22 protein-coding genes, 2 rRNA genes and 2 other annotated features are annotated in these 20,603 nt (G+C 52.7%); all 24 genes read left to right on the top strand.

The window, feature by feature from the left end; genetic code table 11:
• Positions 1 to 133 (top strand): 23S ribosomal RNA (locus ETC02_RS08590); the annotation flags it as partial.
• 92 nt (positions 134 to 225) lie between these two features.
• Positions 226 to 342 (top strand): 5S ribosomal RNA (gene rrf / locus ETC02_RS08595).
• 290 nt (positions 343 to 632) lie between these two features.
• Positions 633 to 1,094: a transcriptional regulator CtsR gene (ctsR, locus tag ETC02_RS08600; RefSeq protein WP_050368053.1), complete on the top strand. Its 462-nt coding sequence runs from the start codon at positions 633 to 635 to the stop codon at positions 1,092 to 1,094.
• A 14-nt stretch (positions 1,095 to 1,108) separates the two neighbouring features.
• Complete coding sequence (gene mcsA / locus ETC02_RS08605; protein ID WP_050368054.1) at positions 1,109 to 1,657, top strand: protein-arginine kinase activator protein McsA; 549 nt, start codon at positions 1,109 to 1,111, stop codon at positions 1,655 to 1,657.
• Positions 1,658 to 1,661: 4 nt separating this feature from the next.
• Positions 1,662 to 2,753 (top strand): protein-arginine kinase McsB, encoded by a 1,092-nt coding sequence (gene mcsB / locus ETC02_RS08610; protein WP_033008614.1) that lies wholly within the window; start codon positions 1,662 to 1,664, stop codon positions 2,751 to 2,753.
• Positions 2,750 to 5,185 carry an ATP-dependent protease ATP-binding subunit ClpC gene (gene clpC, locus ETC02_RS08615; RefSeq protein WP_033008616.1) on the top strand — a complete coding sequence of 812 codons (2,436 nt, stop codon included), beginning with the start codon at positions 2,750 to 2,752 and terminating at the stop codon, positions 5,183 to 5,185. The genes mcsB and clpC overlap by 4 nt, the downstream gene beginning before the upstream one ends.
• Positions 5,186 to 5,260: 75 nt before the next feature.
• Positions 5,261 to 6,634 (top strand): DNA repair protein RadA, encoded by a 1,374-nt coding sequence (gene radA, locus ETC02_RS08620; protein WP_050368055.1) that lies wholly within the window; start codon positions 5,261 to 5,263, stop codon positions 6,632 to 6,634.
• Between the two features lie 286 nt (positions 6,635 to 6,920).
• Positions 6,921 to 8,015, top strand: coding sequence for a PIN/TRAM domain-containing protein (locus ETC02_RS08625; protein ID WP_063210949.1), 1,095 nt, complete (start codon positions 6,921 to 6,923; stop codon positions 8,013 to 8,015).
• 21 nt (positions 8,016 to 8,036) lie between these two features.
• Positions 8,037 to 8,723 carry a 2-C-methyl-D-erythritol 4-phosphate cytidylyltransferase gene (gene ispD, locus ETC02_RS08630; RefSeq protein ID WP_063210951.1) on the top strand — a complete coding sequence of 229 codons (687 nt, stop codon included), beginning with the start codon at positions 8,037 to 8,039 and terminating at the stop codon, positions 8,721 to 8,723.
• A 14-nt stretch (positions 8,724 to 8,737) separates the two neighbouring features.
• Entirely contained in the window at positions 8,738 to 9,220 is a 483-nt protein-coding gene (gene ispF, locus ETC02_RS08635; RefSeq protein ID WP_033008623.1) for a 2-C-methyl-D-erythritol 2,4-cyclodiphosphate synthase, read from the top strand.
• A gap of 106 nt (positions 9,221 to 9,326) precedes the next feature.
• Positions 9,327 to 10,796, top strand: coding sequence for a glutamate--tRNA ligase (gene gltX / locus ETC02_RS08640; RefSeq protein WP_033008710.1), 1,470 nt, complete (start codon positions 9,327 to 9,329; stop codon positions 10,794 to 10,796).
• 75 nt (positions 10,797 to 10,871) lie between these two features.
• Positions 10,872 to 11,110 (top strand) — a binding site (T-box leader).
• Positions 11,108 to 11,845, top strand: coding sequence for a serine O-acetyltransferase (gene cysE, locus ETC02_RS08645; RefSeq protein ID WP_080706580.1), 738 nt, complete (start codon positions 11,108 to 11,110; stop codon positions 11,843 to 11,845). (Overlaps the previous feature by 3 nt.)
• A complete protein-coding gene (gene cysS / locus ETC02_RS08650; RefSeq protein WP_050368056.1) occupies positions 11,823 to 13,232 on the top strand; it encodes a cysteine--tRNA ligase in 1,410 nt (469 codons plus the stop codon). Before cysE ends, cysS begins: the two co-directional genes overlap by 23 nt.
• Positions 13,233 to 13,235: 3 nt before the next feature.
• Positions 13,236 to 13,658: a Mini-ribonuclease 3 gene (locus ETC02_RS08655; RefSeq protein ID WP_033008625.1), complete on the top strand. Its 423-nt coding sequence runs from the start codon at positions 13,236 to 13,238 to the stop codon at positions 13,656 to 13,658.
• Entirely contained in the window at positions 13,658 to 14,395 is a 738-nt protein-coding gene (gene rlmB / locus ETC02_RS08660; protein WP_033008626.1) for a 23S rRNA (guanosine(2251)-2'-O)-methyltransferase RlmB, read from the top strand. Before ETC02_RS08655 ends, rlmB begins: the two co-directional genes overlap by 1 nt.
• Positions 14,396 to 14,398: 3 nt before the next feature.
• The gene (locus ETC02_RS08665) at positions 14,399 to 14,911 is read left to right on the top strand and encodes an NYN domain-containing protein (protein WP_033008628.1); all 513 of its coding nucleotides are present in this window, start codon (positions 14,399 to 14,401) and stop codon (positions 14,909 to 14,911) included.
• Between the two features lie 36 nt (positions 14,912 to 14,947).
• Positions 14,948 to 15,631: an RNA polymerase sporulation sigma factor SigH gene (sigH, locus tag ETC02_RS08670; protein WP_216367762.1), complete on the top strand. Its 684-nt coding sequence runs from the start codon at positions 14,948 to 14,950 to the stop codon at positions 15,629 to 15,631.
• Positions 15,632 to 15,926: 295 nt separating this feature from the next.
• Entirely contained in the window at positions 15,927 to 16,109 is a 183-nt protein-coding gene (gene secE, locus ETC02_RS08680) for a preprotein translocase subunit SecE (RefSeq protein ID WP_033008632.1), read from the top strand.
• A 112-nt stretch (positions 16,110 to 16,221) separates the two neighbouring features.
• Entirely contained in the window at positions 16,222 to 16,755 is a 534-nt protein-coding gene (gene nusG, locus ETC02_RS08685) for a transcription termination/antitermination protein NusG (protein ID WP_033008634.1), read from the top strand.
• A 241-nt stretch (positions 16,756 to 16,996) separates the two neighbouring features.
• On the top strand, positions 16,997 to 17,422 hold the full coding sequence (rplK, locus tag ETC02_RS08690) for a 50S ribosomal protein L11 (protein WP_008882034.1): 426 nt from the start codon (positions 16,997 to 16,999) through the stop codon (positions 17,420 to 17,422).
• A 193-nt stretch (positions 17,423 to 17,615) separates the two neighbouring features.
• Positions 17,616 to 18,317, top strand: coding sequence for a 50S ribosomal protein L1 (gene rplA / locus ETC02_RS08695; protein WP_033008637.1), 702 nt, complete (start codon positions 17,616 to 17,618; stop codon positions 18,315 to 18,317).
• 47 nt (positions 18,318 to 18,364) lie between these two features.
• Positions 18,365 to 18,529 (top strand) — a sequence feature (ribosomal protein L10 leader region).
• Positions 18,530 to 18,580: 51 nt separating this feature from the next.
• Positions 18,581 to 19,081 carry a 50S ribosomal protein L10 gene (gene rplJ, locus ETC02_RS08700; protein WP_033008639.1) on the top strand — a complete coding sequence of 167 codons (501 nt, stop codon included), beginning with the start codon at positions 18,581 to 18,583 and terminating at the stop codon, positions 19,079 to 19,081.
• Between the two features lie 54 nt (positions 19,082 to 19,135).
• Entirely contained in the window at positions 19,136 to 19,504 is a 369-nt protein-coding gene (rplL, locus tag ETC02_RS08705) for a 50S ribosomal protein L7/L12 (protein ID WP_033008641.1), read from the top strand.
• A 106-nt stretch (positions 19,505 to 19,610) separates the two neighbouring features.
• On the top strand, positions 19,611 to 20,213 hold the full coding sequence (locus ETC02_RS08710; protein WP_033008715.1) for a class I SAM-dependent methyltransferase: 603 nt from the start codon (positions 19,611 to 19,613) through the stop codon (positions 20,211 to 20,213).
• The last annotated feature ends 390 nt before the right edge of the window (positions 20,214 to 20,603 follow it).

Here is a 20,603-nt window from a genome sequence, read left to right on the forward strand (position 1 = left end):
CCCCCTCAAGATGAGATTTCCCACCGCGTCAGGCGGGTAAGATCCCTCGAAGATGACGAGGTCGATAGGTCCGAGGTGGAAGCGTGGCGACACGTGGAGCTGACGGATACTAATCGATCGAGGGCTTAACCTAACAAGAAAAGTGGAGGCGAGCGGTTCGCCCCGGCTTCTTCCCAAAACGGTTATCTAGTTTTCAGGGAACGAATTCCTGACAACCTCATATGGCCTAGTGGTGATAGCGGAGGGGAAACACCCGTTCCCATCCCGAACACGGAAGTTAAGCCCTCCAGCGCCGATGGTAGTTGGGGCCAGCGCCCCTGCAAGAGTAGGTCGCTGCTAGGCTAAGCAGAAAGCACGCCTTTTTCTTCATTAGGAGAAAAAGCGTGCTTTTTCGTTTATCTGACCGAGAAGCGTTTTACTGGGCGAAAAAACGGATATTCTATAGATAGTCTCCCTTGTTTCGGTAGCCCTTGCAATTTTTCGTCATACATTGTATAGTAAAATCAAGGTCAAATATAGTCAAAGTCAACAAGATGGCGGTGATGCTTCCTCCCAAGGAATGCCCGTTTATTATTGGGCAGGGAGCAGCTTGACCGCCAAGCAGCTTGGTTGTGAGGAAGGTGGGAGGTAGAGTGCCAAACATTTCCGACATTATCGAGCAATATTTGAAGCAAGTACTCAATATGAGCGACCAAGACATCGTTGAAATTAAACGAAGTGAAATTGCTAATAAATTCAAATGTGTTCCCTCGCAAATCAACTATGTCATCAACACGAGATTCACGCTCGAGCGCGGATATATTGTTGAAAGCAAGCGCGGTGGCGGCGGCTATATCCGCATTATGAAAGTAAAGACGAAAAGCGAGGCGCAGCTGATTGACCAGTTGCTCGAGCTGATCGACCACCGCATCAGCCAGTCGAGCGCCGAAGATGTGATAAAACGACTTATGGAAGAAAAGGTGATTTCGGAGCGGGAAGCGAAAATGATGTTGAGCGTGATGGATCGCTCCGTTTTATATATCGATTTGCCCGAACGGGATGAACTGCGGGCGCGCATGTTAAAGGCGATGCTGACGTCGCTAAAGTATAAGTAGGGGAGGGGGAGGCATTGATTTGCCAAGAATGCAAGCAACGCCCGGCGACGATGCATTTTACGAAAATAGTCAACGGGGAAAAAACGGAATTTCACCTTTGCGAGCAATGCGCCAAAGAACATGGTCATACGTTTATGCTCTATGGCCATGACGACTTTCCGCTCAACAATTTGTTAGCGGGGCTTCTCAACTTTCAAGCTCCGATGAAAGAAGTGACGGCCAATTCGTTCCCGAATCCGGATTTGCTTCAATGCGAGACGTGCCAAATGACATACCACCAGTTTACGCAAATTGGGCGGTTCGGTTGCGCCGACTGCTATCGGACGTTTGCCCGTTACCTTCCGCCGATTTTAAAACGGCTTCATAGCGGAAATACTGCTCATTCAGGGAAAATTCCGAAGCGAAAAGGCGGCGTCCTCCATTTGCGGAAGCAGCTGGCCACGTTGAAACAAAAGCTTCAGGAATTAGTTGCCCGCGAGGAATTTGAGCGGGCGGCCGAGGTGCGCGACCAGATTCGTTCGTTAGAGGACGAACTTCGCCGACGTGGAGAGGGGGAGATGTAGCGGTATGTCATTTGGAAAGTTTTTCAACACAGCGGTCAGCGCTTGGATGAGCCAGGAGGGGCCGAATTCGGACATCGTGTTGAGCAGCCGCATCCGGCTGGCGCGCAATATTGTTGATTTTCGTTTCCCAACGCTGTTTAGCAGCGAAGAGGCGAAACAAATCGTTGCCTTGTTTGAGCGCGCGTTCGTCCATCGTCCGTATGGGGAAGCGGGACGGTTTGAACTGTTGAAAATGTCGGAGCTTCAACCGATTGAAAAACGGGTATTGGTGGAAAAGCACTTAATCAGCCCGCATTTGGCTGAAGATTCGCCGTTTGGCGCCTGCCTGCTTTCGGAAAATGAGGAAATCAGCATTATGATCAACGAGGAAGACCATATCCGCATTCAGTGTCTGTTTCCAGGGCTTCAGCTTGCCGAGGCGCTTGAGGCGGCGAGCGAGTTGGATGATTGGATTGAAGGGCATGTCAACTATGCGTTCGATGAACGGCTTGGTTACTTAACGAGCTGTCCGACGAACGTCGGAACAGGGTTGCGGGCGTCGGTGATGATGCATCTTCCGGCGCTGGTGCTGACGCAGCAGATCAACCGCATCATCCCTGCCATCAACCAGTTGGGACTCGTCGTCCGCGGCACGTACGGGGAAGGAAGTGAGGCTTTAGGGAACATTTTCCAAATTTCGAACCAAATTACGCTCGGAAAATCAGAAGAAGATATTGTCGCTGATTTGCATACGATCGTTGAGCAGCTCATCGCCCAAGAAAGGGCGGCTCGCCAGGCATTAGTGAAAACGTTGGGCATACAATTAGAAGACAAGGTATTCCGTTCATACGGCATATTGGCCAACTGCCGCGTCATCGATTCAAAGGAGGCGGCGCAATGCCTGTCGGATGTGCGTTTAGGGATCGATTTAGGATATATCAAAAACGTCCCGCGCAACATTTTAAATGAGCTGATGATTTTGACGCAGCCAGGATTTTTGCAACAATATGCCGGAGGGGTGCTTCGCCCTGAGGAACGGGATGTCCGCCGGGCGGCGTTGATTCGGGAACGCTTAAGGATGGAAACACGAAGAAAGATGGAGGGTGATGAACGATGATGTTTGGCAGATTTACGGAACGGGCGCAAAAAGTGCTGGCGTTGGCGCAAGAGGAAGCCATCCGCCTCGGCCATAACAATATCGGAACCGAACATATTTTGCTTGGGCTGATCCGTGAGGGGGAAGGAATCGCTGCTAAAGCGCTCATGGCGCTTGGACTTGGCCCGGATAAAATCCAAAAAGAAGTCGAATCGCTCATCGGCCGCGGCAATGAAGTGTCCCATACGCTCCATTACACGCCGCGGGCGAAAAAAGTGATCGAGCTGTCAATGGACGAAGCGAGGAAACTTGGCCATTCGTATGTCGGCACGGAGCATATTTTGCTTGGTTTGATCCGCGAGGGGGAAGGCGTGGCCGCTCGCGTGCTGAACAACCTCGGGGTGAGCTTGAACAAGGCGCGCCAACAAGTGTTGCAACTGCTCGGCAGCAATGAATCGGTATCGGGTCACGGCGGTGGGGGGGCTTCGCATGTAAGCACGCCGACGCTTGACAGCCTTGCCCGCGATTTGACGGCGATTGCCCGCGAAGGGCGGCTTGATCCGGTCATCGGCCGCAGCAAAGAAATTCAGCGTGTCATTGAAGTGTTGAGCCGACGGACAAAAAACAACCCGGTGCTCATCGGTGAACCGGGGGTTGGAAAAACAGCGATCGCGGAAGGATTGGCCCAGCAAATCGTCAACAACGAAGTGCCGGAAACGCTGCGCGACAAACGGGTCATGACGCTCGATATGGGGACGGTCGTCGCCGGGACGAAATACCGCGGCGAATTTGAAGACCGGCTGAAAAAAGTGATGGACGAAATTCGCCAGGCGGGCAATATCATTTTGTTCATCGATGAACTCCATACGTTAATCGGCGCTGGCGGAGCCGAAGGGGCCATCGACGCATCGAACATTTTAAAGCCGGCCTTGGCGCGTGGAGAATTGCAATGTATCGGTGCGACAACGCTTGATGAATACCGCAAATACATTGAGAAAGATGCTGCGCTCGAGCGCCGCTTCCAGCCGATTCACGTCGATGAGCCGACAGTTGAAGAGTCGATTCAAATTTTAAAAGGGCTGCGCGACCGGTATGAAGCGCATCATCGCGTCTCGATTTCCGATGAGGCGATCATTCAGGCAGTCAAACTTTCCGACCGGTATATTACCGACCGGTTCCTGCCGGATAAAGCGATCGACTTGATTGATGAAGCTTGCTCGAAAGTGCGTCTCCGTTCGTTCACGGCGCCGCCGAAACTGAAAGAACTGGAGCAAAAGCTTGAAGAAGTGCGAAAAGAGAAAGATGCGGCCGTGCAAAGCCAAGAATTTGAAAAAGCGGCGTCGCTGCGTGATATGGAGCAGCGGCTGCGTGAAGAGCTTGAAGAAACGAAACGTGCGTGGAAAGAAAAACAAGGCCAAGAAAATTTGGAAGTGACGGTCGAAGACATTGCCGCGGTCGTCTCGAGTTGGACCGGGATTCCGGTATCGAAGCTGGCCGAGACGGAAACCGAGCGGCTGTTGAAACTGGAAGAAATTTTGCATTCGCGCGTCGTCGGCCAAGACGAGGCGGTCAAAGCGGTGGCCAAAGCGGTGCGCCGCGCCCGGGCTGGCCTCAAAGACCCGAAACGCCCGATCGGTTCGTTCATTTTCCTCGGCCCGACCGGCGTCGGGAAAACGGAATTGGCCCGTGCATTGGCCGAGGCAATGTTTGGAGATGAAGATGCCCTCATTCGCATCGATATGTCCGAGTATATGGAAAAACACTCGACATCGCGGCTCATCGGTTCGCCGCCGGGGTATGTCGGCTACGAAGAAGGCGGCCAGCTGACCGAAAAAGTGCGCCGCAAGCCATACTCGGTCGTTCTGTTGGATGAGATGGAAAAAGCGCATCCGGACGTGTTTAACATCTTGCTGCAGGTGCTCGAAGACGGGCGGTTGACTGACTCGAAAGGGCGGACGGTTGACTTCCGCAACACGATCATCATTATGACATCGAACGTCGGCGCGGATGCTTTGAAGCGGAACAAGTATGTCGGCTTTAACATCCAGGATGGAAACCAGCAATACAAAGACATGAAAAGCAAGGTCATGGATGAGCTGAAAAAAGCGTTCCGTCCGGAGTTTTTGAACCGGATCGATGAAATTATCGTCTTCCATTCGCTTGAAAAAGACCATCTAAAACAAATTGTCCGTCTGATGGCTGATACGCTGGTGAAACGGCTGAAAGAGCAAGATATTGACCTTGAATTGACGGAGGCGGCGATTGAGAAAATCGCTGCTGAAGGTTTCGATCCGGAATACGGGGCTCGCCCGTTGCGCCGCGCTTTGCAAAAACATATTGAAGACCGTTTGTCCGAAGAACTGTTAAAAGGCACGATCGCCAAAGGACAAAAAGTGGTCGTTGATGTGAAAGATGGGGAATTTGTCGTATTGGCAAAACAGGCCGTGATGTGATGAAAAAAGGTATGCGGCACGATGCTGCCCATACCTTTTTTCCATATGGAACACAAGAGAGAAAGGGTTAGTTCAATGGCGAAAAAGAAGACGAAATTTGTTTGCCAAGAGTGCGGATACGAATCGGCGAAGTGGCTCGGCCGCTGCCCGGGATGCCAAACGTGGAACTCATTCGTCGAGGAAATCGAGCCGGTCAGAACCGCTGTGCGAGGGGCGTTTCTCCATTCGGAGCCGTCCGGGTCCGCTAAACCGGTTCCGATTACCGCCGTTGCCGCGGTGCAAGAGCCGCGCATCGAAACGAACAGTGCAGAGTTCAATCGCGTGCTCGGTGGGGGGATCGTCAAAGGGTCGCTCGTCTTAATCGGCGGCGACCCCGGCATCGGCAAGTCGACGCTGTTGCTGCAGGCCTCAGCGCAACTGGCGGCGGCTAGGCATACAGTGTTGTATGTATCGGGCGAGGAATCCGTCAAACAGGTAAAACTGCGCGCTGGGCGCCTTCGCGCCGAGTCCGATCATCTGTATGTGTTAGCGGAGGCGAATTTGGAATATATTGTATCAGCGATTGAAACGATTCAGCCCGCCTGTGTCGTGATTGATTCAATCCAGACGGTGTACCGGACGGATATTACGTCAGCGCCGGGCAGTGTCGCCCAAGTGCGCGAGTGCACCGCTGAGTTGATGAAAATCGCCAAAACAAAAGGCGTCGCCATTTTTATCGTCGGCCATGTGACGAAAGAAGGGGCGATCGCCGGGCCGCGCATTCTCGAGCATATGGTCGATACCGTCCTTTATTTTGAGGGGGAGCGGCATCATACGTACCGCATTTTGCGGGCGGTGAAAAACCGCTTCGGTTCGACGAATGAAATCGGTATTTTTGAAATGCGCGACATCGGGCTGCGGGAAGTGGAAAATCCGTCCGAAGTGTTTTTGGAAGAGCGATCGCACGGGGTGGCGGGTTCGACGGTGGTGGCGGCCATGGAAGGGACGCGCCCGGTTCTGGTGGAAATTCAAGCGCTCGTTTCGCCGACAAGCTTCGGCAACCCGAGGCGGATGGCGACCGGCCTCGATCATAACCGCGTGTCGTTGCTTATGGCCGTATTGGAAAAGCGGGTCGGGCTGCTGTTGCAAAACCAAGATGCCTATTTGAAGGTGGCGGGCGGAGTGAAGCTTGATGAGCCGGCCATTGACCTAGCCATCGCCGTCAGCATCGCCTCAAGCTTTCGCGATCGGCCGACCAATCCGGCCGACGTCATTATCGGTGAAGTCGGGTTGACCGGGGAAGTGCGGCGTGTCTCCCGCATTGAACAGCGTGTGCAAGAGGCTGTCAAACTAGGTTTTTCCCGTGTCATTGTACCGAAAAACAATTTGGCAGGTTGGCAGCCGCCGGCAAGCGTTCAGGTGATCGGCGTTTCCCATGTGGCCGAGGCGCTCGAGCACACGATGATTTGAACGCTTTCTTCGGGGGAACGGGCAAATAGGAAACGGCTGGGGGCGCTCGCTAAAGCATCCTCTTGCTCCGCCCCGATCATGTTTTGCATGAAATGACCGAACCTTTTTGTTTCGAACAACGTAAATATATATAGGGGGGCAACGTCCTTCCGCTGTGCACGGGCGTCCAGCGCGAATTGTTACAAGCGGATGTCGAATGTTCAAAAATGGTTAAAAATTGGGTTTCGGTTGGTTTCAAACATTGGAAACTGTTTATAATGTTAGATAGGGAGGTGAAGATGAGCCGATGGTCAAACGTGTCGTACAACTATTTTTTCTCGCCGTAGGCGGAACGCTGGGCGCCATGTTTTTGCCTGATTTGCTTGCGCTGTTGAATGTAAGCGGCATGCCGCTCATCCATAATTCCTATACGTTGGCGGTGTTGGGCGCTGTTCTTTTCTTTTTGTTGACGTTTTGGCTTGTGGATTATGTTGTGGACATGGTGCGCTGGGTCGAGGAAACATTGGTAAGGGCGCCTGCTGCTGACGTGCTGTTTGGCAGCCTCGGGCTGATTTTTGGTCTTATTATTGCGTTTTTGGTCGTCATGCCGCTGCAATCGTTTCGAATTCAAGTGTTGAACACGGTGCTGCCGATTTTTTTGACGATCTTGCTTGGCTATTTAGGGTTTCGTGTCGGCTTAAAGAAACGGAATGAGCTGATGAACTTATTTTCTCTTTCCAATCGAATGACAAAGAAAAAAGGCGGAGAAACCGAGAACGAGGCGCCGAAAGGTGGAGCGGTGAAAATTTTGGACACAAGCGTCATCATCGATGGGCGGATTGCGGACATTTGCCAAACCGGGTTTTTGGAAGGCCCGCTTGTCATTCCCCGTTTTGTGTTAGAGGAGCTCCAGCATATCGCCGACTCCTCCGATGTGCTGAAGCGAAACCGCGGCCGCCGCGGCTTGGATATTTTAAACCGCATTCAAAAAGAGATGGCGATGAAGGTGGAAATTCATGAGGACGACTTCAGCGATGTGCAAGAAGTCGACAGCAAGCTCGTCAAACTAGCCAAACAGCTTCAAGGCGTCGTCGTCACAAATGATTTCAACTTGAACAAAGTGTGTGAGCTGCAAAACGTGCGCGTCCTTAATATCAACGATTTGGCTAATGCCGTCAAGCCGATCGTCCTGCCGGGCGAGGAGCTGAATGTGCATGTCATTAAGGACGGAAAGGAACATAACCAGGGCGTTGCTTACTTGGATGACGGAACGATGATTGTTGTCGAAGACGGCAAAGAATATATCGGCAAACGGGTTGACGTCCTAGTCACCAGCGTGTTACAAACATCTGCGGGGAGAATGATTTTTGCCAAGCTGAAGCTGTTGCAAAAAGCGCTGTAAACAGAACAGGGGAAACGTCCAATGAACTACGAAGCGATTGTCTTGGCGGCCGGACAAGGAAAGCGGATGAACGCCGGTATGAATAAGCAGTTTATTGAACTAGGCGGCGAACCGCTCATCGTCCGGACGCTGAAGGTGTTCGACCGCGATGAACGGTGCGCCCGCGTCGTGCTTGTCGTGAATCCGGCGGAGCGAAGCCGCTTTGAGCAACTTGTCGTTCGTTTTCGTATCAAAAAAGTGGCAGCGTTCGCTGAGGGCGGCGAGGAGCGGCAACATAGCGTCTATAACGGGCTGCAGGCGTTAGAGGGACGGGGCATTGTCCTGATCCACGACGGCGCCCGCCCGTTTATTCACGTCCGCCATTTGCATGAGCTGGCGGATGCAGCCGCCCGATACGGGGCAGCGGTCCCGGCTGTGCGGGTGAAAGACACGATCAAAAAAGTGGACGGTTTGTTTGTCGAACAGACGATTGATCGTTCCAGCTTGTGGGCGGTGCAGACGCCACAAGCTTTTCGTCTGTCTTTGATCGCCGAGGCGCATGAGGCTGCGAAACGGGAAGGCTATCTTGGCACGGACGACGCCAGCCTCGTCGAGCGGCTCGGCAAGCCGGTGAAAATTGTAGAAGGGGACTACCGCAACATTAAACTGACGACTCCGGAAGACATTTTGTTTGCCGAGGCGATTTTAGCGAGCCGCATCGCGGAGTAAACGGAGGTGAAGACATGTTTCGCATCGGACAAGGGTTTGACGTTCACCAGCTCGTTGAAGGGCGTCCGCTTATCATTGGCGGCGTACATATTCCGCATGAGAAAGGGCTGCTCGGCCATTCGGATGCCGATGTTCTGCTCCACGCGGTGGCGGACGCGTGCCTTGGAGCGATTGGCGCCGGCGATATCGGACGGCATTTTCCTGATGATGACCCGCGCTATAAAGACGCGGACTCAACCGAATTGTTGGCGCACGTATGGACGCTCGTCCGGAAGGAAGGGTATGCATTGGTGAACGCCGACTGTACGATTATCGCTCAAAAGCCGAAAATGGCTCCGTACATTGAGGAGATGAAAGCCGTGATCGCCCGCCTGCTTGAAGCCGAGCGCACACAAGTGAACGTCAAGGCGACGACAACGGAAAAACTCGGGTTCACCGGGCGCGGGGAAGGCATTGCCGCCCAAGCGGTCGTGTTGCTTAAAAAGAGCGGGGAGTAAGGCGCAGCCGTTAGGCGCCGAATGGGGCGAGCCGTCCGTTTTGAACTTTGCCGCGATAAACGGTACAATAAGGGTACAAGTTTGGATGAAAGTGGAGGGTTGGACGATGGCAAAAGATGTGCGCGTGCGCTATGCGCCGAGCCCGACCGGCCATTTGCATATCGGAGGGGCGCGGACCGCGCTGTTTAACTATTTGTTTGCTCGCCATCACGGCGGAAAAATGATCGTCCGCATCGAGGATACGGATATCGAACGGAACGTGGAAGGCGGCGAACAGTCGCAGCTCGAAAACTTACAATGGCTCGGCATCGATTATGACGAGTCCGTTGATAAAGATGGCGGCTATGGGCCGTACCGCCAGACGGAGCGGCTTGATATATACCGGAAGTATGTGGACGAACTGCTCGAGCAAGGACATGCGTACAAATGTTTTTGCACGCCGGAAGAGCTTGAGCGGGAGCGGGAGGAGCAGCGTGCGGCCGGCATCGCCGCTCCGCAATACAGCGGCAAGTGCCGCCGTTTGACGCCGGAGCAGGTCGCGGAACTTGAGGCGCAAGGCAAGCCGTATACGATCCGCCTCAAGGTGCCGGAAGGGAAAACATACGAAGTCGACGATCTGGTGCGCGGCAAAGTGACGTTTGAATCGAAAGATATCGGCGATTGGGTCATTGTGAAGGCGAACGGCATTCCGACGTACAACTTTGCCGTCGTCATCGACGACCACCTTATGGAGATCAGCCATGTGTTCCGCGGTGAGGAGCATTTGTCCAACACGCCGAAGCAGCTGATGGTGTATGAATATTTTGGCTGGGAGCCGCCGCAGTTTGCCCATTTGACGTTGATTGTCAACGAACAGCGGAAAAAGTTGTCCAAGCGCGATGAGTCAATCATTCAGTTCGTGTCGCAATACAAAGAGCTCGGCTATTTGCCGGAAGCGATGTTCAACTTTTTCGCCCTCTTAGGCTGGTCGCCGGAAGGGGAGGAAGAAATTTTTTCGAAAGACGAGCTCATCCGCATCTTCGACGTTTCGCGGCTGTCAAAGTCGCCGTCGATGTTTGACACGAAAAAGCTGACATGGATGAACAATCAATACATCAAAAAACTCGATTTGGACCGGCTCGTTGAATTGGCTTTGCCGCATTTGGTGAAAGCCGGGCGCTTGCCGGCGGACATGAGCGACGAACAGCGGCAGTGGGCGCGCGATTTAATCGCACTGTATCAAGAGCAAATGAGCTACGGGGCGGAGATTGTTCCGTTGTCCGAGCTGTTCTTTAAGGAAGAAGTCGAATACGAAGATGAGGCGCGCCAAGTGCTCGCCGAAGAACAAGTGCCCGACGTGCTTTCGGCCTTTTTGGCCCATGTGCGGGACCTCGACCCGTTTACAGCCGACGAAATTAAAGCGGCGATTAAGGCGGTGCAAAAGGCGACCGGACAAAAAGGGAAAAAGCTGTTTATGCCAATTCGCGCCGCGGTGACCGGGCAAACGCACGGGCCGGAGCTGCCGTTTGCCATTCAGCTGCTCGGCAAACAAAAAGTAATCGAGCGGCTCGAGCGGGCGCTGCAAGAAAAATTTTAGCGGAATAGTTATGCACGTTTGCGTAGTGCGTGTGGTATAATAATACAAAGTTTATCGGTTGAACAAGCGCATAGTGAAAAAGCGTTGACGAGGAGAAGTAGGAAACGCCGTCATCCCAGAGAGAGCCGCCTTGGCTGGAAGCGGCTTATGCCCGGCGTTATCCGAAATGCGCCTCGGAGCCTCCTTTCGAACCGGAACAGGGACGTTCTGCAGTAGAGAGGAGCGGAGCCTCTCCGTTATCGGACTCGAGCGAGTGAAACGGCGTTTTCCCGTTTCGCTAAACAGAGTGGAACCGCGCCAAAAGCGTCTCTGTGTCTTCGGCACAGGGACGCTTTTTTATTCAAAACAACTTAGAGGGATGGAGGGAGGACATGATGTTTAAAACGTTAAAAGAGGATATTGAGGTCATTTTTGAGCAAGACCCGGCGGCAAGAAGCTACCTGGAAGTCATTTTAACGTACTCCGGCCTGCATGCCATTTGGGCGCATCGGATCGCTCATGCGCTTTACAAACGGAAATTTTACTTTCTTGCCCGGTTGATTTCGCAAATCAGCCGCTTTTTCACCGGCATTGAAATTCATCCGGGCGCCAAAATCGGCCGCCGCTTTTTCATCGACCACGGCATGGGCGTGGTGATCGGCGAAACGTGCGAAATCGGCGACAATGTCACGGTCTATCAAGGGGTCACATTAGGAGGGACAGGGAAAGAAAAAGGGAAGCGGCACCCGACGATCAAAGACAACTGTTTGATCGCTGCCGGCGCGAAAGTGCTCGGGTCGATTACGATCGGCGAAAACTCGAAAATCGGCGCCGGGTCGGTCGTGTTAAAAGACGTGCCGCCCAACTCAACCGTCGTTGGCATTCCGGGCCGCGTGGTTGTGCGTGATGGAGTGAAAGTGAAAAAAGATTTGAACCACACCGACCTGCCAGATCCGATCGCTGACCGGTTCCGGGAGCTTGAAGAGGAGATCGTCCGGCTGAAAAGCGAGTTGGAGGCATTGAAACAGCAAGAAAGGAAGAGCGAGTATGAGCAGCATCCGGCTTTATAATACGTTGACGCGAAAAAAGGAACCGTTTGAGCCGCTTGAGCCCAACAAGGTCAAAATGTATGTATGCGGTCCGACCGTTTACAACTATATCCATATCGGGAACGCCCGAGCCGCCATCGTCTTTGACACGATCCGCCGCTATTTGGAGTTCCGCGGCTACGACGTGACGTACGTATCCAATTTTACCGATGTCGACGACAAACTGATTAAGGCGGCCCGCGAGCTTGGCGAAAGCGTTCCGGCGATTGCCGAGCGGTTTATCGAGGCGTATTTTGAAGACATTCAGGCGCTTGGCTGCAAAAAGGCGGACATCCACCCGCGCGTGACAGAAAATATCGGGACGATTATCGAATTCATCCAAGCGCTCATCGACAAGGGGTATGCGTACGAGGTGGACGGCGACGTCTACTACCGGACGCGCAAGTTTCCCGGTTACGGCAAGCTGTCGCACCAATCGATCGATGAATTGCAGGCTGGAGCGCGCATCGAAGTCGGCGAGAAAAAAGACGACCCGCTCGATTTCGCCCTTTGGAAAGCGGCGAAAGAAGGAGAGATTTGTTGGGACAGCCCGTGGGGAAAAGGGCGGCCGGGCTGGCATATCGAATGCTCGGCGATGGCGCGCAAATATTTAGGCGATACGATCGATATCCACGCCGGCGGCCAAGATTTGACGTTCCCGCACCATGAAAACGAAATCGCCCAGTCAGAGGCTTTGACCGGCAAACCGTTTGCGAAATATTGGCTGCACAACGGGTATTTAAATATTAACAACGAAAAAATGTCGAAGTCGCTCGGCAACTTCGTGCTTGTCCACGATATCATCCGGCAGATTGACCCGCAAGTGCTGCGCTTCTTTATGTTGTCGGTGCACTATCGCCATCCGATCAACTACAGCGAAGAGCTGCTCGAGAGCGCCCGGCGCGGGCTCGAACGCTTAAGGACGGCATATGGCAACTTGCAGCACCGGCTCGGAGCGAGCACGAATTTAACCGACGACAATGACAAATGGCTGTCGCGCATCGCTGCGGTCCGCGAATCGTTCATCCGCGAAATGGACGACGATTTCAACACGGCGAACGGCATTGCGGTTCTATTTGAGCTGGCGAAACAAGCGAACTTGTATTTGCAGGAAAAGACGACATCGGAAACCGTTATTGGCGCCTTTTTGCGTGAATTTGAACAGTTGATGGACGTGCTTGGCCTCGATCCAAAGCCAAAGCAAGAAGAGCTGCTTGATGAGGAAATCGAGGCGCTGATCCAACAGCGCAACGAAGCGCGGAAAAACCGCGATTTCGCGCTGGCTGACCGCATTCGCGACGAGTTGAAGGCCAAAAACATTATTTTGGAAGATACGCCGCAAGGGACAAGATGGAAACGGGGATCATAAGCAATGGCGCAGTTTGAGACCGTTCATGATGTCAAACAATTAAATGGCTTGGCGCTCGCCTATATTGGCGATGCGGTTTATGAAGTGTACGTGCGCCGCCACTTGCTGGCGATGGGCAGCGTACGGCCGCACGAGCTGCATCGGCGGGCGATCCGCTACGTGTCGGCCCGGGCGCAAGCAAGAGTCATTTTAACCTTGCTTGATGAAGGCGCGTTGACGGAAGAGGAGCAAGCCATCGTCCGCCGCGGCCGCAACGCGAAATCAGGCACGATTCCGAAAAATACGGATGTGCAGACATACCGGCACAGCACCGCGTTCGAAGCGTTGATCGGCTATCATTTTTTACAGGACAACGGCCGGCGGGTCGACGAGTTAATCGGCCGTTCATTTGCGATTATTGAAAGGGAAGAAAGGGCGTTGGAATGATGGATTACATTATCGGCAGAAACCCGGTCATCGAGGCGCTCAAATCCGGGCGCGACATCAATAAAATCTGGATCGCGGAAGGAGCGCAGCGCCACGCCGTCGAGCCTGTCCTCGAATGGGCGAAGCGGCGGGGCGTGCTCGTCCAATATGTTCCGAAGCGCAAGCTTGACCAAATGGTTGACGGGGTGCACCAAGGGGTGATCGCCCAGGCGGCCGCATACCGCTATTACGAGGTCGACGATTTGTTTGCCCGCGCCGCCCGACGGGAAGAAGCGCCGTTTTTCCTCATTTTGGACGAGCTCGAAGACCCGCATAACTTGGGCGCCATTATGCGCACCGCAGATGCGGTCGGAGCGCACGGGCTCATCATCCCGAAACGGCGGTCGGTGGGGTTGACGCCGACCGTAGCGAAGGCGTCAACCGGAGCGATCGAGCACGTTCCGGTCGCGCGCGTGACGAACTTGGCGCGGACGATCGACGAGCTGAAAGAGCGGGGCGTTTGGGTGGCTGGCACCGATGCAGACGCCAAAGATGACTACCGCTTCCTTGACGGCACGATGCCGTTGGCGCTGGTCATCGGCAGCGAGGGAAAAGGCATCAGCCGGTTAGTGCGGGAAAAGTGTGATTTCTTGTTTCGGCTGCCGATGCGGGGGCACGTCACTTCGCTCAACGCTTCTGTCGCCGCCAGTTTGCTCATGTACGAGGTGTACCGAAAGCGGTATCCGCTAGGGGAATAGCCGATGAACGTTTTAATTGTCGACGGTTACAACATCATCGGGGCATGGCCGGCGTTGCGCCGGCTGAAAGAGGAAGGCGATCTGGCAGCGGCAAGGGATTTGTTGATTGACAAACTGGCCGATTACAAAGGGTTCACCGGGGATCACGTCGTGGTCGTGTTTGACGCCCATCTCGTGCAGGGAAACGAGAAAAAGTATAAAAACTACGATATCGATGTCATTTTTACAAAGGAAAATGAGACGGCGGACGAACGGATTGAGCGGTTGGCGAAAACGCTCATCAACGCGCGCACCAAAGTGTATGTCGCGACATCGGATTATACGGAACAATGGACGGTGTTCGGTCAAGGCGCCTTGCGCAAATCGGCGCGCGAACTTCTGCACGAAATCGAAGAGGTGGAGCGGGATATTTCAAAGAAGTTGCAGTCCATGAAGCAGCATACCCCGACCTTGAAAGTGCCGCTCAATGACCGAGTTGCCGAAATTTTTGAAAAATGGCGAAGAGGGCAAAAATGAGCGGTTGACGCTGTAAAAATTTGTACTGTATAATAAATGTTAGCGATTGATGCGGTCGGGGGGATCAGCGTGGCGGAATGCTTAAAAGTAGACAAGCCAAAGGATTATAAACATTTAGAGGATGAACAGCTTGTTGCACTTGTTCACGAAGGGGATGGAGAAGCGCTTGATTTTTTGATCCACAAATACCAAAACTTTGTGCGCGCCAAAGCCCGCTCATACTTTTTAGTCGGGGCTGACCGCGAGGACATCGTGCAGGAAGGGATGATCGGGCTGTACAAGGCAGTCCGCGATTTTAAGGGGGACAAGCTCTCTTCATTTAAAGCATTTGCAGAACTATGCATCACGAGGCAAATGATTACCGCGATTAAAACCGCGACCCGCCAAAAGCACATTCCGCTCAACTCTTACGTTTCCTTGGACAAGCCGATTTACGACGACGAGTCGGACCGGACGCTGATGGACGTGTTGTCCGGCACACAGGTGACCGACCCGGAAGAGCTGATTGTCAACCGCGAGGAAGTTGACGATATTGAGCTGAAAATGGCGGAATTGCTCAGCGATTTGGAACGGAAAGTGCTCGCGTTGTATTTGGACGGGCGCTCGTACCAAGAAATTTCCGAAGAGTTAAACCGCCATGTCAAATCGATCGACAACGCCTTGCAGCGCGTCAAACGGAAGTTGGAGAAATATTTGGAATATCGGGAAATCAGTTTGTAGGCGGCGCATCGGCCGATGGCCGAACGGAGGCCAAAAGATGGCATTGACAGCGGAAATGCTGATATGATAAATTTTTATGGACATCTCGCGGGAACGGTGAAACGTTTATGTTAACAAGCGGCGTTGGCTTGCGCGGTGCGGAAGCCGAAACTGCACGGCTGCAAAACAGGCCGGTTGCCTTGGTGCAGGCGCTTGGCGGCCAACAAGTTTTGCCCGATGAGCAACAATCATACCGTCCATCGCGAGACGAAGCAGGCGGTGGGGACAGTTTTGAGCAATCGTGGAGGTACGAGGGATGCAGCGAGTAACCAACTTTTTCAAAGAAGTCGTGCGGGAGTTGAAAAAAGTAAGCTGGCCGAGCCGGAAAGAACTAGTGAACTATACAGGAATCGTATTGGCTACGGTGGCGTTTTTCACCATCTTTTTCGCCGTTGTCGACCTCGGCATTTCGCAGTTGATTCGCCTTGTATTTGAATAAGCGGGCGGATGATATGCTATAATGAAAGATAATCGTGCGAACATGGAACCCGGAAACGGGTTTTTGTTTTGCGCAGAAAACAAAATGAAAACCGCCCTAGGGAGGCTCGCTGATGGAGAAAAACTGGTATGTCGTCCATACATATTCGGGATACGAAAATAAGGTGAAAGCCAATTTGGAGAAACGCGTTGAATCAATGGGAATGCAAGACAAGATTTTCCGTGTTGTCGTCCCGGAAGAAACGGAAACGGACATCAAAAACGGCAAACGGAAAACGACGAAAAAGAAAGTGTTCCCCGGTTATGTGCTTGTCGAAATGATCATGACCGACGATTCGTGGTACGTCGTGCGCAACACGCCGGGCGTGACCGGATTTGTCGGTTCGAGCGGGGCTGGTTCGAAACCGACGCCGCTCATGGAGGAAGAAGTCAAAATGATTTTGAAGCGGATGGGCATGCCGCTTACTGAGATTGATGTCGACTACGAGGTGAATGAAACGGTCCGGATTAAAGAAGGGCCGTTTGCCAACTTCACTGGAAAAATTGAGGCGATTGACCTCGACAAACATAAGGTGAAGCTGCTTGTCGATATGTTTGGCCGCGAAACACGGGTGGAATTGGAGTTTTCGCAAATAGAAAAAATCTAATGGAAAAGAACTTGCAATCGTTGTTGAAAAGTGATACTATTTTAAAGTCAGTATGTCTTGAATCTTAGACAAGGCATGCAGCGATGAACTTATACGTGCTGTATAAGGGAGCGAACGTGCTTGATGCGCTAATCCTCCCGGCCGAAACGGGAGATATGAAAGCGGCTCGTCAGATCGGAGCCGGATGGAGTGGGAGGGGCAATCCCTAATACCACATCACGGACTTAAGGAGGTGTGTCTCGTGGCGAAAAAAGTAATCAAGATCGTCAAACTGCAAATTCCTGCAGGGAAAGCAAATCCGGCGCCGCCAGTAGGTCCTGCGTTAGGTCAAGCCGGTGTTAATATTATGGCGTTTTGCAAAGAGTTTAATGCCCGTACCGCTGACCAGGCAGGCTTGATCATTCCGGTTGAAATTACGGTTTTTGAAGACCGTTCGTTTACATTCATCACGAAAACGCCGCCGGCCGCTGTACTGTTGAAAAAAGCGGCGGGCATCGAATCGGGCTCCGGCGAACCGAACCGCAACAAAGTAGCGACGATCAAACGTGACAAAGTGCGCGAGATTGCTGAATTGAAAATGCCGGATTTGAATGCAGCGAGCATTGAAGCAGCCATGCGTATGGTTGAAGGCACGGCTCGCAGCATGGGCATCGTGATCGAAGACTAAGGCTGGTGTGTTGTCCGGGGGGGTTGCGTATTCCGCAACCTCTCTCTCCATGGGCAAAAAAGTCTTTTATGAATGAAGGACAGTCCTTTTCAGAAGGTCGCTGTCTGCTGAATGGTTCGCCTTCGAAAGAAGCGAAGGTTGTTTGATCGTGGGAGGTTTTTTCCGCTAAAACCACAATTGAGGAGGATTTTACATGCCGAAAAGAGGAAAAAAATACTTAGAAGCGTTGAAGCTCGTTGATCGCTTCAAGGCTTATCCGGTTGCAGAAGCGATCGAGCTCGTGAAAAAAACGAACGTCGCGAAATTTGATGCGACGGTGGAAGTTGCGTTCCGGTTGGGCGTTGACCCGAAAAAAGCGGACCAACAAATTCGCGGCGCTGTCGTCCTGCCGCACGGCACGGGGAAAGTAGCGCGCGTGTTAGTGTTCGCAAAAGGGGAAAAAGCGAAAGAAGCAGAAGCAGCTGGCGCTGACTATGTCGGCGATACAGAATACATCAATAAAATCCAGCAAGGCTGGTTTGACTTTGACGTCGTTGTTGCCACGCCGGATATGATGGGCGAGGTCGGGAAACTCGGTCGTATTTTGGGTCCGAAAGGGTTAATGCCAAACCCGAAAACCGGCACGGTCACGTTTGACGTTGCGAAAGCTGTGCAGGAGATCAAAGCTGGTAAAGTGGAATACCGCGTTGATAAAGCCGGCAACATTCATGTGCCGATCGGCAAAGTATCGTTCGACAACGAGAAACTGGCCGAAAACTTCGCCGCCGTCTACGAGGCGATTTTGAAAGCCAAACCGGCGGCAGCGAAAGGGACATACGTCAAAAACGTGACGATTACGTCAACGATGGGTCCTGGCATTAAAGTGGACCCGACGACGGTGGCTGTTGCACAATAACGGTTGACTTTCTGCGTCGAGTCTGATAAAATGCCATTTGGCTGAACAAACGAATATCATTTATACCGTAGACAGTAGGTGCCGTTCCCGGCTTAATTTCCTACCGAGGTATGTGGACGATAAGCAGCGCGCCATAGGCCGGCAGCAGCCGGCGGCCGTGCGTTGAACGCTACCTCCATGTCTACGCGGCATGGAGGTTTTTTATTGAGCCGCCAAACGGTATAACTGGTATTCCACCATTTTCTTTGCAGGAGGTGCAGGACGTGTCGAGCGCGATTGAACTGAAAAAACAAGTGGTTGCCGAGATTGCGGACAAATTCCGCGCCAGCAAGGCAACCGTCATCGTCGATTACCGCGGCCTGAACGTGGCGGAAATGACCGAGCTGCGCAAACAGCTGCGCGAAGCAGGCATTGAGTTCAAAGTGTATAAAAACACGATGACCCGCCGGGCGCTCGCGGAAGTCGGCCTGGAAGGATTGGATGAGGTGTTTACCGGCCCGAACGCCATCGCGTTCAGCAATGAAGATGTTGTGGCGCCGGCAAAAATTTTAAGCGAGTTTGCGAAAACGCATGAGGCGTTGGAGATCAAAGGCGGCGTCATCGAAGGGAACATCGCCAGCAAAGAAGAAATCGATGCGTTGGCGAAGCTCCCGTCCCGCGAAGGGCTGCTTTCGATGCTGCTTAGCGTTCTCCAAGCCCCGATCCGCAACTTTGCGCTTGCGGTCAAAGCGGTGGCTGACAAGCAAGAAGAACAAGGCGCGTAATCGTGCATACCGATGTGCATAACACACCATCAACCAAACAAGGAGGAAATAATGATGACGAAAGAACAAATCATTGAAGCTGTGAAAAATATGACGGTATTGGAATTAAACGAACTGGTAAAAGCAATCGAGGAAGAATTCGGCGTAACGGCGGCAGCTCCGGTTGTTGTCGCTGGCGGTGCGGCAGCCGGCGCTGAAGCAGCAGCTGAGAAAACAGAATTTGATGTCATTCTCGCTGATGCTGGCGCGCAAAAAATCAAAGTTATTAAAGTTGTCCGCGAACTCACTGGTCTCGGCTTGAAAGAAGCGAAAGACTTGGTTGACAACACGCCGAAACCGATCAAAGAAGCCGTTTCGAAGGAAGAAGCAGAAGAAATTAAAGCCAAACTTGAAGAAGTTGGCGCAAAAGTTGAAGTGAAGTAATGGCGTCATTGCAAAAAAAGAGGCTGACCCAAGCAAGGGAAAGCCTCTTTTTTGTTACACTATATATCGGGAGCCGAAGCGGCTTGCCGACAGAGGAGGGATGATGGTGAGCGAACATTATTATTCAGCTGCTCCCACGTCAGAGCGAAACCCGCAAACGTGGACGTTTACGCTCCGGGGGCATGAATTTCGCTTTACAACCGACAGCGGGGTGTTTTCCAAACGCGGTGTCGATTTTGGCACGCAGCTGCTGATCGAAACGTTTGAGGAGCCGGAAGTGGCCGGCGACCTATTGGATGTCGGCTGCGGATACGGACCGATCGGCCTCGCTCTGGCCAAATCGTTTCCGAACCGGCTCGTCCAAATGATCGATGTGAATGAGCGGGCGCTGGAGCTGGCGCGGGAAAACAAGCGTGCAAACCATATCGATAATGTGCGCATTTACCAGAGCGACTTGTTTTCAGAAGTCGGGGAACAGCGGTTTGCGGCCGTTGTCACCAATCCGCCGATCCGGGCCGGCAAGCGGGTTGTCCACGCGATTTTTGAACAAAGCCGGGACCACTTGCTTGACGGCGGGGAGCTATGGGTCGTCATTCAAAAAAAACAAGGGGCGCCATCAGCGCTTGAAAAGCTGAAAGAACTGTTTCCGTTTGTTGAGGTGGCTTCCAAGAAAAAAGGATATTATATCATAAAGGCAAAAAAATGTTGACACTCTTTTTTGGTTGTGGTAACATTATAAAATGCTAAATATGCACATTTCCCACATGAGGGGATGACGTATATTTTTGGACATGATGGAAAAAATGATAAAATCAATATACAGCTAAACATATGGTTTTCTACTGGATAGAAACCATTTTCTTTTTTTCTCCATCCAACGCCTGGTTTCCTCGCACCGGGAGCGTGTGAAATCCCCTTACCGAAACGGCGGCGTCATAGCTGAACCGTTTCCGTCCGGATGGCGGGGGCCAGCCGCATGCATGCCTAGCGCTTTGCCCCGGAATGGCGGAGCGGCCGACGGCCTTGGCGGCATATGCCGCCAAGGCGGCTGGATCAATGCGATGTTCCGCTTCCGGTTTTCACTAATGTCTACATTTGA

Source organism: Geobacillus sp. DSP4a, from assembly GCF_013096875.1.
GTDB classification, from domain to species: domain Bacteria; phylum Bacillota; class Bacilli; order Bacillales; family Anoxybacillaceae; genus Geobacillus; species Geobacillus thermophilus.

Bases quoted from the DNA above. Each gene is read 5' to 3' on its own strand.
- cysS (WP_050368056.1), top strand. From the start codon at position 11,823: ATGAGCAGCATCCGGCTTTATAATACGTTGACGCGAAAAAAGGAACCG.
- ispF (WP_033008623.1), top strand. From the start codon at position 8,738: ATGTTTCGCATCGGACAAGGGTTTGACGTTCACCAGCTCGTTGAAGGG.
- nusG (WP_033008634.1), top strand. From the start codon at position 16,222: ATGGAGAAAAACTGGTATGTCGTCCATACATATTCGGGATACGAAAAT.
- ETC02_RS08625 (WP_063210949.1), top strand. From the start codon at position 6,921: ATGGTCAAACGTGTCGTACAACTATTTTTTCTCGCCGTAGGCGGAACG.
- gltX (WP_033008710.1), top strand. From the start codon at position 9,327: ATGGCAAAAGATGTGCGCGTGCGCTATGCGCCGAGCCCGACCGGCCAT.
- rlmB (WP_033008626.1), top strand. From the start codon at position 13,658: ATGGATTACATTATCGGCAGAAACCCGGTCATCGAGGCGCTCAAATCC.
- ETC02_RS08665 (WP_033008628.1), top strand. From the start codon at position 14,399: ATGAACGTTTTAATTGTCGACGGTTACAACATCATCGGGGCATGGCCG.
- rplA (WP_033008637.1), top strand. From the start codon at position 17,616: ATGCCGAAAAGAGGAAAAAAATACTTAGAAGCGTTGAAGCTCGTTGAT.
- secE (WP_033008632.1), top strand. From the start codon at position 15,927: ATGCAGCGAGTAACCAACTTTTTCAAAGAAGTCGTGCGGGAGTTGAAA.
- sigH (WP_216367762.1), top strand. From the start codon at position 14,948: ATGTTAGCGATTGATGCGGTCGGGGGGATCAGCGTGGCGGAATGCTTA.
- ETC02_RS08655 (WP_033008625.1), top strand. From the start codon at position 13,236: ATGGCGCAGTTTGAGACCGTTCATGATGTCAAACAATTAAATGGCTTG.
- rplL (WP_033008641.1), top strand. From the start codon at position 19,136: ATGACGAAAGAACAAATCATTGAAGCTGTGAAAAATATGACGGTATTG.
- ispD (WP_063210951.1), top strand. From the start codon at position 8,037: ATGAACTACGAAGCGATTGTCTTGGCGGCCGGACAAGGAAAGCGGATG.
- mcsB (WP_033008614.1), top strand. From the start codon at position 1,662: ATGTCATTTGGAAAGTTTTTCAACACAGCGGTCAGCGCTTGGATGAGC.
- radA (WP_050368055.1), top strand. From the start codon at position 5,261: ATGGCGAAAAAGAAGACGAAATTTGTTTGCCAAGAGTGCGGATACGAA.
- clpC (WP_033008616.1), top strand. From the start codon at position 2,750: ATGATGTTTGGCAGATTTACGGAACGGGCGCAAAAAGTGCTGGCGTTG.